Below are 16,828 nucleotides of genomic sequence, written 5' to 3' on the forward strand. Positions count from 1 at the left end.
CAGACCAATCGGTCTGATCCGACTGATTTTCCTTCTCCCAAAATCGCTCTTTAACCGCCTGTTTTCGCCATGCCGTTTTTCACGGTCACATTCGTGAAAAGCGTTTGTTATGTCTATGGTAAAAGCATAAATTCAGAGTTCATTATTGATTTTTCGTCTTTAGTCTTAACCAAGCAAGCCCCTGCCGGGAAACCGTGATCGGCGAGCCCGGGTCGGGTATTAACCAACCAAGTGACTATGACCCAGACTGCCAAAGCCGCAAAAAAGACCACTTCAGCCAAAGCCACGGCCACCACTGCAGCCAAGGCAACTGCAGAAAAGAAGGCTGCGACGACTGCAAAGGCGCCCGCTGCCAAGAAGAAGAGTGCCATGGCATTCCCCTTTACTTCCATCGTTGGTCAGGAAGAGATGAAGCTCAGTCTGATTCTCAACATCATCGATCCGAGGATCGGCGGCGTTCTGGTCATGGGTCATCGCGGTACCGGTAAGAGCACGACCGTTCGCGCGCTGGCCGAGGTGCTTCCGCTCATCGACCGCGTCAAGGGCGACATCTACAACCGCACCGTCGAACAGTACATCGAAATGGAGTCCGGCGTCAAGGGCGCTCCGGTGCTCAAGGCTTCCGATGTCAAGACCGAAAAGATTCCCGTCCCTGTTGTTGACCTTCCGCTCGGCGCTACTGAAGACCGTGTTTGCGGAACCATCGATATTGAAAAGGCTCTCACCAGCGGCGTCAAGGCTTTCGAGCCCGGACTGCTCGCCCAGGCCAACCGCGGCTTCCTCTACATTGACGAGGTCAACCTGCTCGATGACCACCTTGTTGACGTGCTGCTCGACGTGGCCGCCAGCGGTAAGAACGTGGTCGAACGCGAAGGTATCAGCATTCGCCACCCTGCCCGCTTCGTGCTGGTTGGTTCAGGTAACCCGGAAGAGGGTGAGCTTCGTCCGCAGCTGCTCGACCGTTTCGGTCTGCACGCCCGCATCATCACCATCAACGACGTGGCCAAGAGGGTCGAGATCGTCAAGCTCCGCCGTGAGTACGACGAGAATCCGGAAGCGTTTCTCAAGAAGGTCGTTCGCCAGCAGCAGAAGCTCCAGAAGGAGATCGTCGCTGCCCAGAAGCTCCTTCCGAAGGTTTCCATGGACGACTCGGTGCTGACCGACATCGCCCGTCTTTGCATGGCTCTCGGCATCGACGGCCACCGCGGCGAGCTGACCATCACCCGCACCGCCCACGCCTTTGCCGCGCTGCAGGGCGACACGAATGTAACCATGGAGCACGTCCGCAAGATCGCCGGTCTGTGCCTCCGCCACCGTCTGCGCAAGGATCCGCTCGAAACCGTCGATGCGGGTGAAAAGATCGATCGCGAACTCGCTAAAGTATTGGGAGAGGCCGAAGTAGCAGCATGATAGCATTTACCGACATTGTAGGAATGGATCTGGCCAAGCAGGCGCTGATGCTCTTGGCCGTCGATCCCTCCCTTGGCGGTGTTGTGATTCCTTCAACCGTAGGTTCTGGAAAATCGACGCTCGCAAGGGCATTCGCCGATATTCTGCCTGAAGGCACTCCCTTCGTGGAGCTGCCGCTGAACGTGACCGAAGACCGTCTTATCGGCGGTGTCGATCTTGAAGCGACCCTTGCCTCCGGCCAGCGCGTCGTGCAGCACGGCGTGCTTTCCAAAGCACATAAGGGTGTGCTTTACGTCGATTCACTCAGCCTGCTCGACAGCTCCGCTGTGTCGCACATCATGGATGCCATGAGCCGCGGCGCGGTGATCGTCGAACGCGAGGGCCTCAGCGAGGTGCATCCGGCTGACTTCATGCTGGTCGGCACCTATGACCCGAGTGACGGTGAGGTGCGCATGGGCCTGCTCGACCGCATCGGCATCATCGTGCCGTTCACCCCTGTCAACGACTATCGCGCCCGCAAGCAGATCGTCAGCCTCGTGATGGGCACGCGTAACGAAGAGGATACGCAGGATGAACTGCGCATGCTTCGCGGCATCATCGGCGCCGCAAGGGAGCAGTTGCACCACGTCTCGATTACCAACGAGCAGATCAAGGGGCTCATTCAGACAGCCATCAGCCTCGGCGTCGAGGGCAACCGCGTCGATATCTTCGCGATTCGCGCCGCCCTTGCCAACGCCGCGCTCGGTCAGCGCACCGAAGTGGACGACGAGGACCTCAAGCTTGCCGTCAAGCTTGTGCTTGTGCCTCGCGCTACCCGCATGCCCGAGCGCGAGCCCAGCGAGGAGGAGATGCAGCAGGAAGAGCCGCCACCGCCAGAGGAGCAGCCCGAACAGGAGGGGGAAGACGAAAACGCACCACCAGACGAGACCGATTCCGATGCCGACGAGGAGCAGGAGGAGACTCCCGACATGATCGAGGAGCTGATGATGGACGCTATCGAGACCGATCTTCCCGAGAACATTCTCAACATCTCGCTCGCATCCAAAAAGAAGGCCAAGTCCGGAAGCCGTGGCGAAGCGCTGAACAACAAGCGCGGTCGCTTTGTGCGCTCGCAGCCCGGCGAGATCAAGAGCGGCAAGGTCGCGCTCATCCCGACGCTCATCTCTGCCGCACCTTGGCAGGCAGCGCGAAAGGCCGAGAAGGCTAAAAAAGGCATCAAGACCGGCGCGCTGGTCATCAGCACGGACGATGTCAAGATCAAGCGTTTCCGCGACAAGTCCGGCACGCTGTTCATCTTCATGGTGGATGCCTCCGGCTCGATGGCGCTGAACCGCATGCGCCAGGCCAAGGGCGCGGTGGCGAGCCTGTTGCAGAACGCCTACGTGCATCGCGACCAGGTCTCGTTGATCTCGTTCCGCGGCAAGCAGGCGCAGGTGCTCCTGCCACCATCGCAGAGCGTGGATCGCGCCAAGCGTGAGCTTGACGTGCTGCCTACCGGCGGCGGAACTCCGCTCGCCTCGGCGCTGCTCACCGGCTGGGAAACCGCCAAGCAGGCGCGCACCAAGGGGATCACGCAGATCATGTTCGTCATGATTACCGACGGTCGCGGTAACATTCCGCTGGCCGCCGCAGTCGATCCCGCCGCCGCCAAAGCGCCCAAAGAGGAGCTGGAGAAAGAGGTGGAAGCACTGGCCCTCTCAATCCAGAGCGACGGCATCGCCTCTATCGTGGTCGATACCCAGATGAACTACCTCTCACGCGGCGAAGCCCCCAAGCTCGCCCAGAAACTCGGTGGCCGCTACTTCTACCTTCCCAACGCCAAAGCCGAACAGATCGTCGAAGCAGCCCTGAGCTGACCTGCCTTTTGTCACGTACCGTCCCGCATGGGGCGGTACGATGACTCTCACGTTATCCAACTCATTACCTGGATTGCCCTCTTATCGGACAAGCTCGTTCTGAACGTGTGTTTAGATGCTTGCATGGCATCGTTTCTGCTGATGAGAACGTGTAAGTATTTTGAGTTTTCCCCCTCATGTTTCCTCATTTCATGACTAATACATATAGGTTTCCATAGGAATTAATCTCGTCTTTTATACATTGGATTATCGTCAGGCGGCAAGGCATTTTTATTACGCCAAACGGTTCTTAACTAATGTCAGTAGAATTCCCTGATCATGGCACAAAGACGTAAAATTACGGCTATTGTCGGGCTTGAGCAGTACAATGCCGGGCTCTGGAGGAAAATCAAGAGCATGCTCGACAAAGACGCCGAGCTGGTTCAGTTGAGCGATGTCGATCTCGAAAAGCAGAATCCCGAGGCGGCGACGGCCATCCGCGAGGCTGACTGCGTGTTCATGAGCATGATTAACTTCAAGGAGCAGATCGACTGGTTCAAGGAGCAGCTCGATCAGGCGATCAACGAGAAGACGATCTTCATCTTCGAGTCGATGCCGGAGGCGATGGCGCTCACCAAGGTCGGCAGCTATCAGGTGACCGAGGGCAAGTCGGGGATGCCGGACATGGTGAAGAAGATCGCCAAGATGCTGGTGAAGGGGCGTGACGAGGATGCTCTCTACGGCTATATGAAGTTGATGAAGATCATGCGCACGATCCTGCCGCTGGTGCCGAACAAGGCGAAGGACTTCAAGAACTGGCTGATGGTCTATTCCTACTGGCTCCAGCCGACGCCGGAGAATATCGTCAACATGTTCCGCCTGATTTTGCGTGAGTATTTTGACTCGAATGTCAAGGTGGAGCCGATTGTCGATGTTCCGAACATGGGGCTCTACCATCCCGACGCGAAGGAGTATTTCAAGGATGTGAAGAGCTTCAAGAGCTGGTCGAAGAAACGCGGTGTGAACTTCGACAAGTCGCAGAAGATGGCGTTGCTCTTCTTCCGCAAGCATTTGTTGCAGGAAAAAACCTATATCGACAACACCATCCGCACGCTTGAAAAGCATGGCGTGAATGTGTTCCCTGCTTTCGTGATGGGCGTTGAGGGCCACGTTCTCGTGCGCGACTGGCTGATGAAGGAGAAGATCGACCTGCTCGTGAACATGATGGGCTTCGGCCTCGTCGGTGGCCCGGCAGGTTCGACCAAACCCGGCACGGCGGCTGATGCGCGGCACGAGATTCTGACCGGCCTCGACGTGCCCTACATGGTCGCCCAGCCGCTGCTGGTGCAGGATTTCGAGTCGTGGCACGAGCTTGGCGTTTCGCCGATGCAGGTGACCTTCACCTACTCGATTCCTGAAATGGACGGCGCGACCGCTCCGGTGATTCTCGGCGCGTTGCAGGACGGCAAGGTCGAAACCGTGCAGGAGCGGCTCGACCGGCTGGCGATCCTTTCCAAAAAATGGATGCGCCTGCGGGCCACCTCGAACCGCGACAAGCGCGTGGCGCTGGTGGTTTACGACTATCCGCCCGGCCTCGGCAAAAAGGCGACGGCGGCCCTGCTCGACGTGCCGACCACGCTTCTGCGGATTCTGGAGCGCCTGAAGAAAGAGGGGTACAACGTCGGCACGCTGCCCGAGTCGCCGACGAAGCTTTTCGAAATGCTCGATCGCGCGACCGATTACCAGATCATGCAGAACAAGCCGGAGGCCATCAAGGTGAGCCGCGAGAAGTACAACGAGCTGGCCACGTACCACGAGCGTGAGCGCATCGAGGAGCGGTGGCAAGCCTTCCCCGGTGAGATCGCGCCGGTTGGCTCGGAGGAGGTGTTCCTCGGCGGTTTGCGGCTTGGCAACATCTACATCGGCGTCCAGCCGCGCCTTGGCGTGCAGGGCGACCCGATGCGCCTGATCTTCGACAAAGCCAACACGCCACACCACCAGTACATCTCGTTCTACCGCTGGATCAGCCGCGAGTTCGACGCGCACGCGCTGGTGCACGTGGGAATGCACGGCTCGGTCGAATGGATGCCGGGACTCCAGACCGGCCTGACCGGCGAGTGCTGGCCCGACGCGCTGCTTGGCGAAGTGCCGCACTTCTACATCTATCCGGTCAACAACCCGAGCGAATCGACCATCGCCAAGCGCCGCGGACTGGCCACGATGGTTTCTCACGTGGTGCCGCCGCTGGCTCGCGCGGGATTGTACAAAGAGCTTCCCGCGCTTAAGGATCTGCTCGCCGACTACCGCGAGCGCAATCAGGCTCAGGGCGAGGATGTCGAGCAGGTGCAGGAGGCGATCATGACCAAGGCCGAGCTGCTCAACCTGACCGACGACTGCCCGCGCCGCCCCGACGAGCCGTTCAGCGACTTCGTCAGCCGCCTCTACATCTACATCGTCGAGCTGGAAAACCGGCTCATCTCCAACTCGCTGCACGTCTTCGGCGAAGCGGGGCCGCTCGAATCGCAGATCATCACGATTACCGAAACCATCAAGAATCGCGGCGAAAACGGTCGCTCGTTGCCCTACATTTTCATCGATACATCGGGCAGGAACGGCCACTACGGCAGCTACGAAGAGATTTCGAGCCTCTCGCGCAAGGGCGACGAAGCGGCGATCCAGCTCCGCGAGTGGGCCGAGAACGCCTGCCGCGAGTTCGTCAAGCAGACGATGTTCGACCGCAAGAATCCGATGCAGGTCTTCGAGTCGGTCACCGGCGGCGGCAGGATGCCGGAGGAGGACAAGCCCTTCATCCAGCGCATCATTCAGGAGGGCGCGATGATGATTCAGGCGCTCAGCGACAACAGCAGCGAAATGAACTCGCTCGTCAAGGTGCTCGACGGCGGCTACATTCCCTCAGGCCCCGGCGGCGACCTGGTGCGCGACGGCATGAACGTCTTGCCGTCGGGACGCAATATCCACTCCATCGATCCGTGGCGCATCCCGTCCGAGACCGCTTTCAAGCGCGGCACACTCATCGCCGACGGCTTGATCTCGAAGCATGTCGCCGAGAACGACGGCCAGTATCCCGAAACCATCGCCGAGGTGATCTGGGGTCTCGACACCATCAAGACCAAGGGCGAAGCGGTGGCCGTGGTGATCCGGCTCATGGGCGCGGAACCGGCCTACGACGCCTTCGGCAAGATCAGCCACTACAACCTCACGCCGCTCGACAAGCTGGGCCGTCCGCGCGTCGATGTGCTGATGCAGCTCAGCCCGATCTTCCGCGACGCCTTCGGTATTCTGATGGATCAGCTCGACCGCCTCGTCAAGGACGCGGCGAAGGCCGACGAGCCGCATGAGATGAACTTCATCAAAAAGCATGTGGACGAAGCGCTGGCCGAAGGGATGGATTTCGAAGCGGCCACCTCGCGCCAGTTCACGCAGGCGCCGGGTGCTTACGGAACCTACGTTGACGACATGATCGAAGACTCGGCGTGGGAGAACGAGGGCGATCTGGATGACCTCTTCATCCGTCGCAACAGCAGCGCGTACGGCGGCGGGCGCAAGGGCGAGAAGCAGTCGGAGATTCTGCAGAAGCTGCTCGGCTCGGTCGATCGCGTGGTGCACCAGGTGGACTCCACAGAGTTCGGTATTTCCGACATCGACCACTACTTCTCCTCATCCGGTTCGCTCCAGCTCGCCGCGCGGCGTCGCAACACGAAGACTTCGGACATCAAACTCAACTACGTCGAGTCCTTCACCTCGGACATCAAGCTCGACGAGGCCGACAAATCGCTGCGCGTGGAGTATCGCTCCAAGTTGCTCAATCCAAAGTGGTTCGAGGGGATGCTCAAGCACGGCCACAGCGGCGCGGGCGAAATCAGCAACCGCGTCACCTACATGCTCGGCTGGGACGCCGTCACCAAGAGCGTGGACGACTGGGTCTATAAAAAGACCGCCGAAACCTACGCGCTCGACCCCGAAATGCGCGAACGCCTCGCCACGCTCAACCCGCAGGCGATCAAGAACATCGTTGGCCGAATGCTTGAAGCGCACGGCCGTGGCATGTGGAAAGCCGATCAGAGTATGATCGAGGAGCTGCAGGAGATCTATGCCGACCTTGAGGACAGGCTGGAAGGTATGGCGGACGACGATTAGTTGATACTTGACCGTTGATCATGAATAGTGAAAGGCGGTCCCGACTTGTCGGGATCGCCTTTCGTGCGTCAGACCGCTTGCGCCTGCTTTTGTCCGGGGAATTTGTAGGGGCGGGTTTCACGCCCGCCCTGATCGGTCGGATTCATTCGAGCTTGCCTCAAATCCGCGTCCTCATACAGTGGATGAAGCGGCCTTTAACGCGGTTGGCGAACCATTTCGTCGTGAGGTTCTTGCTGACAAATTTCGGGCTGTGCAGGGAAATTTCAGGAAGCACGGCGTAGATAGTGCGGCCGTACTTTTTCTTGTACATTTCCGCAAGTGTTTTGTACGACCAGGTATCCTCAAAGTCGTAGCTCTTTTCTTTTGAGAAATCCTTTCTGATTTGCTCCTCGTCGAATACGATCTCTTTGTCTTTCAACAACTCGATGAAGCTGGCGTAGGTTGCCGAGGGAACACCTTTGCCGTTTTCGTAACTGAGCAGGTCGCCGTCCAGATCGACGGTTTTCCGTGCTACACGCGCCAGCATTTTCTGGAACCCGGCATTGCGGCTTGAATAACGTCCGGCGTTGTAATCGGCGAACACATATTTCCAGTCATCATAGTTGTGCTTATAGTCGAGCAGCCGGGCGGATCCGTAAAAGACGCCGCCCTTGCAGGTGTAGAGGATTTCACGGATGCTTCCGCTGCCGACGTTTTTCGGCTTTTTCGGGTAGTGCTCGGCGAACTTCACCGATACCTGCATCGAACCGAGGGTTGTGACCAGGTCGCTGATGTCTTTGTTGAACACGATGAGAATGGGCTTGGTGATGCTGGCCGAGGTGAACTCGTTGTACCAGAGCTCGAAATCGCGCTCGCTCTTGATCGAGTCGATGTTCTCGCGGAAGGTGTTGCCGTTCGCTGCGTGCTGGTCCAGCCTCAGCTGAATCAGTTGCTGTACAATGAGGTTGGAACTGGCGTTTTCAATCTTTTTCCGGAGGATGTTCGGCATGCCGCTATTTTTCGGAACGGTCTTGAAGCTGCTTTCCTGCATGATTACCGAGATTACAGCGCAGGCGTGTTCCTTGTCAACCGGTTGGCCCAATTCCTGAAGGCTCTCCCTGATGGCTCTTGCCCAGATGTCGGGTGAATCGACATGCGGGCTGGCGGCAAGCACCAGCTTTTCGATTTGCCGTTGTGACAGGCCCTGTTCCTGGTCATGTGAGCAGCCGCTCAGGAACAGGTTTAAGAGGAACATGAGGGCGGCGAACCGGAATGCTCTGTTCATCGTGTTACTTCTTGTCATTGATGGTAAGGTGAAGATTCAGCCATAAGAGGCCGACAGAGTTTCATGACCCGAAAATAATCATTTTCAGGATGGCTGGTAAGGAGTTCTGATGTGGTATGCTGTAAATCGAAAAACCCCGGTTCGGGCCGGGGTTTTTCGAGTGTGGTGCTGAACAGTCGTTTAATGCGAAGTCGAGTAGTTCGGAGCTTCCCGGGTGATCATCACATCGTGCGGGTGGCTTTCGCGGAGGCCTGCGGAGGTAATGCGCACGAAGCGGGTGTTTTTCTTCAGCTCTTCGATGTTTTTGACGCCGCAGTAGCCCATCGAGGATTTCAGGCCGCCGATGAGCTGATAAACCACCTCGTCGAGCGGGCCTTTGGCCGGGATTCGGCCTTCGATGCCTTCGGGCACGTACTTCTTGGTTTCCGCCGAAGCGTCCTGGAAGTAGCGGTCGCTGCTGCCTTCCGGTTCGCTCATCGCGCCGAGTGAGCCCATGCCGCGGTACGCCTTGAAGCGGCGGCCTTCGTAAAGAATTGTCTCACCGGGGCTTTCGTCCGTACCGGCGAAGATGCTGCCCATCATGACCGTGTCGGCTCCGGCGGCGAGCGCCTTGGAGATGTCGCCGCTGTATTTGATGCCGCCATCAGCGATGATCGGCGTATCGGTTTTGGCGGCCTCTTTGGCGCAGTTCATGATAGCGGTGAGCTGCGGCATGCCGACGCCCGCCACGACGCGGGTGGTGCAGATGCTGCCGGGCCCGATTCCGACCTTGACGGCGTCGGCACCGGCTTTGACCAGATCCCTGACGGCTTCCGGCGTGGCTACGTTACCGGCGATGACTTCGAGTTCGGGATATTTCTCCTTGATGGTTGCGACCATGTCGAGCACCGCCTGACTGTGGCCGTGCGCCGTATCGACCGCCACCACATCGACGCCAGCCTCGACCAGGGCATCGACCCTCGTGATAGTGTTGGAGCGGATGCCGACTGCCGCGCCGACACGAAGCCTTCCATGCATGTCTTTGCAGGCATCCGGGCATTGCTTGCGCTTCTGAATGTCCTTGAAGGTGATGAGGCCCTTGAGATAGCCTTCCTCGTCGATGACGAGGAGCTTTTCAATTTTGTTTTGCATGAGGATCTCCTCGGCGGCCAGCAGGTCGATGTCCTCCTGAGCCGTGATGAGGTCGGTCGTCATGATGGTGGTGATCTTCTCGTTGGACGAGGTGGTCATGCGCAGATCCCTGTTGGTGACGATGCCTTTGAGCAGCAGGCAGCCTTCAGGGGTCGGGCGTTCGACGACCGGAATGCCCGAGATGGAGTGGCGGAGCATCAGGTCGATCGCTTCCTGAATGGTCGCATCCTCGAACAGGGTGATGGGATTGCGGATGATACCGCTCTCGAAGCGCTTGACTTTTGCCACGTGCCGCGCCTGTACGTCGATCGACAGATTTTTGTGGATGATGCCGATGCCGCCAGCTCGTGCCAGAGCAATAGCCAGTTCCGCTTCGGTGACTGTATCCATAGCCGCACTCACCAGCGGGAGGTTGACCTCGATGTTGCGGGTCACGCGAGATTTGACGACGGTCTCCTTGGGCAGAACGTTGGAATAGGCGGGAACGAGCAATACATCATCGAACGTCAGTGCATCGTACAGAATTTTGTCCATAGGTGGCTTGTTAAAATATTTGCGGCAAAAATGAATCAGCCAATTTACGAAAGTGAGCACGGAATGGCAATGCCGCGCGGCTCATGGGCAGCGGTTTTAGTGATTTTTCCGGCCATGAAACCGTGATAAAAGTTTTAAAAATCAGAAAAGCGTTGTACATTGCAAACCATCGAAAATGGAGAGGTCGCATAGTTGGTCTAGTGCGCTCGCCTGGAAAGCGGGTAGGGTGTAACAGCCCTCGAGGGTTCGAATCCCTCCCTCTCCGCCAGGAAAAAACAGGAGATGCAATTTTCTTCTGGCTATTTTCTGCGAAATCGCTATTTTCTTGCCCGTTCTTTACATACATCGTTGGAGGATTAGCCTAATTGGTAAGGCAGCAGTCTTGAAAACTGCCGGGTTTGCGCCCTTGGGGGTTCGAGTCCCTCATCCTCCGCACACAGTTCAGGAGAGGTGGCCGAGTGGCTGAAGGCACCGGTTTGCTAAACCGACGTAGTTCGACTAGAGCTACCGAGGGTTCGAATCCCTCCCTCTCCGCTGAATAGAAAAAGCTTCCGGAAACACCGGGAGCTTTTTTTTGTTTCAGGAGGTACGAATCAGGAAGAGGAAGGAGTCGAACCCGAAAAGAGGGTTTGAAATCTCGGGAGGGAGATAATGCCGGATGAGGTTCGATGCCAAAGACAACCCCCGCATGCGGGGTTGAGCAGAATCTGTTGGCTGAAGCTAATCAATCCCTTCCTTTCCGCTGAATAGAAAAAGCTTCCTGCAACATCGGAAGCTTTTTCTATTCAGGAGGTGCGACTTGAGGTGGGGTAGGAATAGTTAAGCGTAGCTGTTGTCTTAATCGATAGCAAAGACTTCGGGTTCTCTGCGGAGCTTTTTACCTTGTAAAGCGTATTCGTAACGCTTCCCGATAAGCCTCCAGCCTTTCCTTAATCTCCGCCATATGATCTCCGCCGAGCTTTTCCAGCAGGGCGTTGGCGATGACGGGGCTACGACGGCTTCGGCGACGATTCCGGCGGCGGGGACGGCACAGGTGTCGCTGCGTTCAAATCTCGACTGAACAGCTTCGAGCGTCGCCAGGTCGAAGGAGCGGAGGGGGGAGACGAGCGAGGAGATCGGTTTCATGGCGGCGCGGATGTGGATCGGCTGGCCGCTCGACATGCTGCCCTCGATGCCTCCTGCGCGGTTGGTCTTGCGCCTCAATCCTTTCTCTCCACCGGCAAAGAGTTCGTCGTGCACCTCTGAGCCTGGTTTGCGGGCATTGTCGAAGGCCGGGCCGATTTCGACGCCCTTGATCGCCTGGATCGACATGATGGCGGCGGCGAGCGCCGAGTCGAGCCTGCGGTCATGCTGGACGTAGCTGCCGAGGCCCATCGGCACGCCGGTGATATAGACTTCGACGATGCCGCCGAGGGTGTCGCCGTCGGCTTTGGCTTGGTCGATAGCCGCGATGGCGGCCTCGCTGGTTGCCGGGTCGATCATGCGCACGGGCGATTTGTCCGCTTCGGCGGCGAGGCTTTCAGCTCCAGCGTCGAGCAGCTCTGGCAATGCGGCGGGAGCTGAGGCTTCGGAGACGGGACCTATGGTGGAGATGTAGCTTCCAATCTGGATGCCGAGCTGCCGCAAAAATGCTCGCGCGAGCGATCCGGCAGCGACTCTGGCGGCGGTTTCTCGGGCCGAGGAGCGGTCGATGACCGGGCGGATGTCGTCGAAGCCGTACTTGACGAAACCGGTCAGATCGGCGTGGCCGGGGCGCGGGATGGTGATTTTCTGTACCTCCGCGGAGTTGTCGTCGAACTGCGCCATCGGGACGGTCCAGTTCTCCCAGTCGCGGTTGCGGATGACCATCGCGACGGGCGAGCCTATGGTTTTGCCGAACCGGATGCCGGAGAGCACTTCGGCGCGGTCGGTTTCGATCTTCATGCGGCCGCCGCGACCGTAGCCCTGCTGGCGGCGGGCAAGCTGATCGTTGATGTCGGATTCGGTCAGCGCGACGCCAGCAGGCATTCCCTCGACGATTGCCGAAAGCGCCGGGCCGTGCGATTCGCCTGCGGTGAAGTAACGGATCATATCAGTGTGGTGAGAAAAATGTATCGGTTGTTTTTGGGCGCATCATAAAAGGGGATCGCGACTTATCGGGATACCCCTACAGAGATGTTCGAGTTTCAAGTGCAATAAAGATAATAAAAAAGCCCGGTGATGGTGCACCGGGCTTTGGTCATAACTTTTCAGCCGGGAATCAGCGCAGCTTTTTGGCGGCTTCTTTGGCGTAGTAGGTGAAGATGATGTCAGCACCTGCGCGCTTCATGCAGAGCAGCGACTCCATCATGACGCGATCTTCGTCGATCCAGCCCTTGGCGGCGGCAGCTTTCACCATGGCGTATTCGCCGGAAACGTGGTAGATGGCGACCGGCACGTCGAAGCGCTCCTTGGTGCGCCAGACGATGTCGAGGTAGGCCAGGCCAGGTTTGACCATGACGATGTCAGCGCCTTCGACGATGTCGAGTTCGACCTCTTTCATCGCCTCTTCGGTGTTGGCCGGGTTCATCTGGTAGGTGCTTTTGTCGCCGAACTGCGGTGCTGAGTGCAGCGCGTCACGGAACGGGCCGTAGAAGCTCGAAGCGTACTTGGCAGCGTAGGAGAGAATGCCCACGTCGGAGTGGTCGGTTTCGTCGAGTGCTTCGCGGATGGCGCCGATGCGGCCGTCCATCATGTCGCTCGGGGAGACGAAGTCTGCGCCAGCTTCGGCGTGAGAAACGGCCATTTTCTGGAGTACTTCGACGGTTTCGTCGTTGAGGATGATGCCGTCCTTGACCAGGCCATCGTGGCCGAATGGGGTGAACGGGTCAAGTGCAACGTCGGTCATGATGCACAGCTCCGGCACGGCTTTCTTGATGGCGCGGATGGCCTGCTGAAGAATGCCGTTGTCGTTGTAGGCTTCGCTGCCGTCTTCGGTTTTCTGCTCCGGAATGCCGAACAGATCGATGCCCTGGATGCCGAGATCGTAAAGCTCCTTGCACTCTTCGACAGCGCGGTCGATGGTGAAGCGGAAGCTGCCGGGCATGGATGAAACCTCTTCAACGGCGTTGGTGCCGGGCATGACGAACAGGGGGAACACAAGATCGTTGACCGTCAGCGTGTTTTCCTGCACAAGGTTGCGGAGCGCTGCGGTTCTGCGAAGTCTTCTCGGGCGATGCACAATATTGAGGAGGTCGAGCTGGCTCATGGTTCTGGAATGATTTTGTTATGAAGAAAAACGAAGATAAGAAAATCCGTCAACATCGTGAAGGCGCCCTTGTGTTTTTCAGCCTATATCGTTAGGTTCGGCCTCAGTTGATTATCTTACGTCATCATTTGCAGCATCAATCATTTGACAGAACCGTTTGCCTATGACTCCCGACCTTCAGCTTGCGCTTGAACTGGCCGAAAAGGCCGGCAAACTGACGCTTGACTATTTTGGACGCAGGTCGCTTCAGGTCTTTTCCAAACGAGACGATACGCCGGTGACCGAGGCTGATCGAAATGCCGAGGAGCTGATCCGGCAGGGTATCTCGGCAAAGTTTCCTGATGATGGCCTGTTCGGTGAGGAGTTCGACGAGCATCCGTCTGGCAACGGTCGGCGCTGGATCATCGATCCGATCGACGGTACCCGCTCCTTTATTCACGGCGTCCCGCTGTACGGCGTGATGATCGCGCTCGAAGTCGAAGGGGCAATGCAACTCGGCGTCATCAATTTCCCGGCTCTCGGCGAGCTTTACCAGGCCGAGCGGGGAGCGGGGCGTTCATGAACGGTTCGCCGGTGCAGGTTTCGGCTATCGCTGAGAATTCGGCTTCTACCGTGGTTTTCACCGAAAAGGAGTACCTGCTTGACCCGCCGTCGAATCACCCTGTTGATCAGCTTCGCATCGACGCAGGTCTGGTGCGTGGATGGGGCGATTGCTACGGCCACATGTTGGTGGCGTCCGGTCGGGCCGAGGTGGCGGTGGACAAGATTATGAGCCCCTGGGACTGTGCAGCTGTCATCCCGATTGTCGAGGAGGCCGGGGGCTGTTGTTTCGATTACCGCGGCCGTCAGTCGATCATCGACGGCGAGGGTCTCGTGAGCGCCAACAACGCGATGGGCCGCAATCTTATTGCAGCCATCGGCAACGGGGAGCGTGACCGATGACGCTGGTGACGATTTTGCTTGCCGTGATTATTCTTCTGCTCGGCCTCATCATTTTTATGATGGTGACGGGGTGGCCCGGACGGCAGCGAGAAGAGATGGAACGGCTGGGCAACGGCTTGCGTCGCGAGATGGCCGAACAGCGTAGCGATAATCTTCAGCTCATGAAGGCTATCCGTATCGAGATCGAAGATGCTGTTCGCGAATCGGTTGAGCGCGAAATGGCCGCTGCTGCGCCAAGAGGACGTTCGCGGAGAGGTGCACGAAAGAAGATGCAGGAGGTCGATTCCTGCCCTGTTCCCGATATGGGTGGCGCAGAAGAGGCTGATAACGGCAGTTATGAATCGCCCTTACAGGCTATGCAGATCTCGCTTTTTTCGGAGAAACCCACGGTTGCACAAACCCCATCAACCGTACAGACTGAGCCTGAAAAGCCCGCCGACCTTCAGCCTGAAGCTGAAACCATTCACATGGGCTACATCGATGACATTCCGGATGTCGAGTGAGCCGATGAAATGGTGTTGATCGTCGGGTTGATTTGTTGGAGCCGGCGATTGTCGTTACACAATCCCCATATTCGATGATATAAATAAAAAGGGCGACCAGTTGGTCGCCCTTACAATTTCTTTTTTTTGCAACTCATTTCAGAGCTTCAGCTATTGCCTTGGCAAAGCTCGGGCCGTCAAAGTATTCGGGAATGATGTCCACCTTGATGCCCATTTTTTCAAGCGCACCGGAAGTTGTGGTGCCGATGGCTGCAATCTGAACCGAGTCAGAGAGCTCTTTCGAGCCTATTGCTTCGAAGAAGTTTTTGGCCGTCGACGGACTGGTGAAGGAGAGGCAGTCGAGCTTGCCTTCAGCAAGCATATCCTTGACCCTCTGTGTGTCTTCAAGGGAGGGTGGCAGATTTTCATAAACTGTCAGCTCGACGCAGGTTCCACCGAACTCTGCGATCAGTTCCGGAATGGTGCCAAGTGACAGGCTGCCGCGAACAAAGAGGAATGTTTGGCCTTTGATTTCAGCCGGATCAATGTCGGCCATAAGGTTGACCGCATCGGCGATTTTAGGCAGTGGCTCAATGCTGACGCCATGTTTTTCGAGATCCTGGCCCGTGGTTTTGCCTACAGCCCACACGCGCGTCTGTTGCAGGTTTTTCAACTCGTCAGGAGCTGTCTGCAAAAGATGTTTGAGGAAAAACTGGACGCTGTTGGGGCTGGTGAAAAAAATGCCCGCGAATTTGGTGAGGTCGGGTACGTTCCAGCCGGCAACCGGCCTGATCTCGATTGTCGGAAAGACAACCGTGCTCAGGCCGTACTGCTCAAGCTCCCTGACAAAAGGCGCTGCCTGATGTTTTGGGCGTGTAACGAGAACTGTTTTCATCAGCAGGTTTTGCGGATGTCGGCAAGGATTTTTTCTGCGCCCATTGACAGCAGGATCTCTGCCAGCTCGATGCCAACGGCTTCTGCTTCTTCCGGGGTCTTGACCGCTTTGGTCACTTCGTTGCGAAGACCGGTTTTGCCATCCACCGAACCAACAAATGCAAGCAACTTCAGAGTGCCGTCGATGTACGAGCCGAACGATCCGATCGGGATCTGGCAACCACCCTGCAAATGCCTGAGCAGCGCACGTTCGGCGCGGCAGCACATTTCAGTGTTGTCATCGTTGAGCACGCGGACAATTTCTCTGGTCTCGGCATCATCCGTGCGGGTCTCGATACCGAGTGCGCCCTGTCCAACTGCCGGAAGCATGGTTTCGTGTGGCAGGATTTCGGTGATGCGGTCGCTGAATTCAAGACGATAGACGCCGGCATAAGCAAGCATCATTGCATCGAAATCACCTTCGTCGAACTTCTTGAAGCGGGTGTTGAGGTTGCCGCGGATGTCCATAATCTCCAGGTCAGGCCTCAGGCTCAGGAGCTGAGACATTCTGCGCAGGGAGCTGGTAGCCATTTTGGCGTTCTGCGGAAGGTCCATCAACCCCTTGCCGGACTTGGAAATGATGACGTCGCGGGTGTCTTCACGCTCGGTGAACGAGGTGATAACCAGGCCTTCCGGCGTACCGGTCGGAACGTCCTTCAGGCTGTGCACGGCCAGATCGATCTCACCGGCAAGCAGGTGTTTCTCGATATCCTTGGTGAACAGACCCATATCTCCGATTTTGGAGAGCGGAGAGTCGAGCAGCACGTCACCGGTCGTTTTGACCAGCTTGAGCGTGATGTTCATGTCGGGAAAGCGCTTGGAAAGTTCTGCTTTGGTGAACTCAGCCTGCCACAGAGCCAGCGGGCTGGAACGAGTGCCGATGATAATCTCTTTTTTCAATGCGAATACAGAT

The 16,828-nt window shown here is 57.5% G+C and carries 10 protein-coding genes, 3 tRNA genes and 2 pseudogenes; 8 read left to right on the top strand and 7 right to left on the bottom strand.

Annotated features, from left to right (window positions below; genetic code table 11):
- Window positions 1–113: 113 nt before the first annotated feature.
- On the bottom strand, window positions 114–371 hold the full coding sequence (locus tag CPAR_RS11245) for a hypothetical protein (RefSeq protein WP_232203934.1): 258 nt from the start codon (window positions 369–371) through the stop codon (window positions 114–116).
- Between CPAR_RS11245 and bchI the strand changes: the two genes are divergently transcribed.
- From bchI to bchH, 3 genes are all read left to right on the top strand, one after another.
- The gene (bchI, locus tag CPAR_RS03715) at window positions 370–1,410 is read left to right on the top strand and encodes a magnesium chelatase ATPase subunit I (RefSeq protein ID WP_232203935.1); all 1,041 of its coding nucleotides are present in this window, start codon (window positions 370–372) and stop codon (window positions 1,408–1,410) included. The genes CPAR_RS11245 and bchI overlap by 2 nt on opposite strands.
- Entirely contained in the window at window positions 1,407–3,266 is a 1,860-nt protein-coding gene (gene bchD / locus CPAR_RS03720) for a magnesium chelatase ATPase subunit D (RefSeq protein WP_012501978.1), read from the top strand. Before bchI ends, bchD begins: the two co-directional genes overlap by 4 nt.
- A 318-nt stretch (window positions 3,267–3,584) precedes the next feature.
- Window positions 3,585–7,403 (top strand): magnesium chelatase subunit H, encoded by a 3,819-nt coding sequence (gene bchH, locus CPAR_RS03725; protein WP_012501980.1) that lies wholly within the window; start codon window positions 3,585–3,587, stop codon window positions 7,401–7,403.
- A 157-nt stretch (window positions 7,404–7,560) separates the two neighbouring features.
- Here bchH and CPAR_RS03730 read toward each other — a convergent pair whose 3' ends face one another.
- Together CPAR_RS03730 and guaB are read right to left on the bottom strand one after the other, a co-directional pair.
- Entirely contained in the window at window positions 7,561–8,667 is a 1,107-nt protein-coding gene (locus CPAR_RS03730; RefSeq protein ID WP_012501981.1) for a DUF1615 family protein, read from the bottom strand.
- Window positions 8,668–8,847: 180 nt separating this feature from the next.
- Window positions 8,848–10,332, bottom strand: a complete 1,485-nt coding sequence (gene guaB, locus CPAR_RS03735) for an IMP dehydrogenase (RefSeq protein WP_012501982.1) — start codon at window positions 10,330–10,332, stop codon at window positions 8,848–8,850.
- 177 nt (window positions 10,333–10,509) lie between these two features.
- On the opposite strand from guaB, the gene CPAR_RS03740 reads away from it, so the two are divergent.
- The 3 genes from CPAR_RS03740 (at window position 10,510) to CPAR_RS03750 (ending at window position 10,866) form a co-directional block, all read left to right on the top strand.
- Window positions 10,510–10,600 (top strand) — tRNA-Ser (locus CPAR_RS03740).
- Window positions 10,601–10,682: 82 nt separating this feature from the next.
- Window positions 10,683–10,765 (top strand) — tRNA-Ser (locus CPAR_RS03745).
- A gap of 11 nt (window positions 10,766–10,776) precedes the next feature.
- Window positions 10,777–10,866 (top strand) — tRNA-Ser (locus tag CPAR_RS03750).
- 343 nt (window positions 10,867–11,209) lie between these two features.
- Here the strand turns inward: CPAR_RS03750 and aroC are convergent.
- Together aroC and hemB are read right to left on the bottom strand one after the other, a co-directional pair.
- Window positions 11,210–12,402, bottom strand: a pseudogene (aroC, locus tag CPAR_RS03755) (chorismate synthase).
- 169 nt (window positions 12,403–12,571) lie between these two features.
- Window positions 12,572–13,558, bottom strand: a complete 987-nt coding sequence (gene hemB, locus CPAR_RS03760; RefSeq protein ID WP_012501984.1) for a porphobilinogen synthase — start codon at window positions 13,556–13,558, stop codon at window positions 12,572–12,574.
- A gap of 163 nt (window positions 13,559–13,721) precedes the next feature.
- On the opposite strand from hemB, the pseudogene hisN reads away from it, so the two are divergent.
- Together hisN and CPAR_RS03770 are read left to right on the top strand one after the other, a co-directional pair.
- A pseudogene (gene hisN / locus CPAR_RS03765) lies at window positions 13,722–14,500 on the top strand (histidinol-phosphatase).
- Complete coding sequence (locus tag CPAR_RS03770; RefSeq protein ID WP_012501985.1) at window positions 14,497–15,003, top strand: hypothetical protein; 507 nt, start codon at window positions 14,497–14,499, stop codon at window positions 15,001–15,003. Before hisN ends, CPAR_RS03770 begins: the two are co-directional and overlap by 4 nt.
- 133 nt (window positions 15,004–15,136) lie before the next feature.
- Here the strand turns inward: CPAR_RS03770 and CPAR_RS03775 are convergent, their stop codons facing one another.
- Window positions 15,137–15,877: a uroporphyrinogen-III synthase gene (locus tag CPAR_RS03775; RefSeq protein ID WP_012501986.1), complete on the bottom strand. Its 741-nt coding sequence runs from the start codon at window positions 15,875–15,877 to the stop codon at window positions 15,137–15,139.
- On the bottom strand, window positions 15,877–16,815 hold the full coding sequence (gene hemC / locus CPAR_RS03780; RefSeq protein ID WP_012501987.1) for a hydroxymethylbilane synthase: 939 nt from the start codon (window positions 16,813–16,815) through the stop codon (window positions 15,877–15,879). Before hemC ends, CPAR_RS03775 begins: the two co-directional genes overlap by 1 nt.
- Between the last annotated feature and the right edge of the window lie 13 nt (window positions 16,816–16,828).

The organism is Chlorobaculum parvum NCIB 8327 (assembly GCF_000020505.1).
In the GTDB taxonomy this organism is placed as follows: Bacteria; Bacteroidota; Chlorobiia; order Chlorobiales; family Chlorobiaceae; genus Chlorobaculum; species Chlorobaculum parvum_A.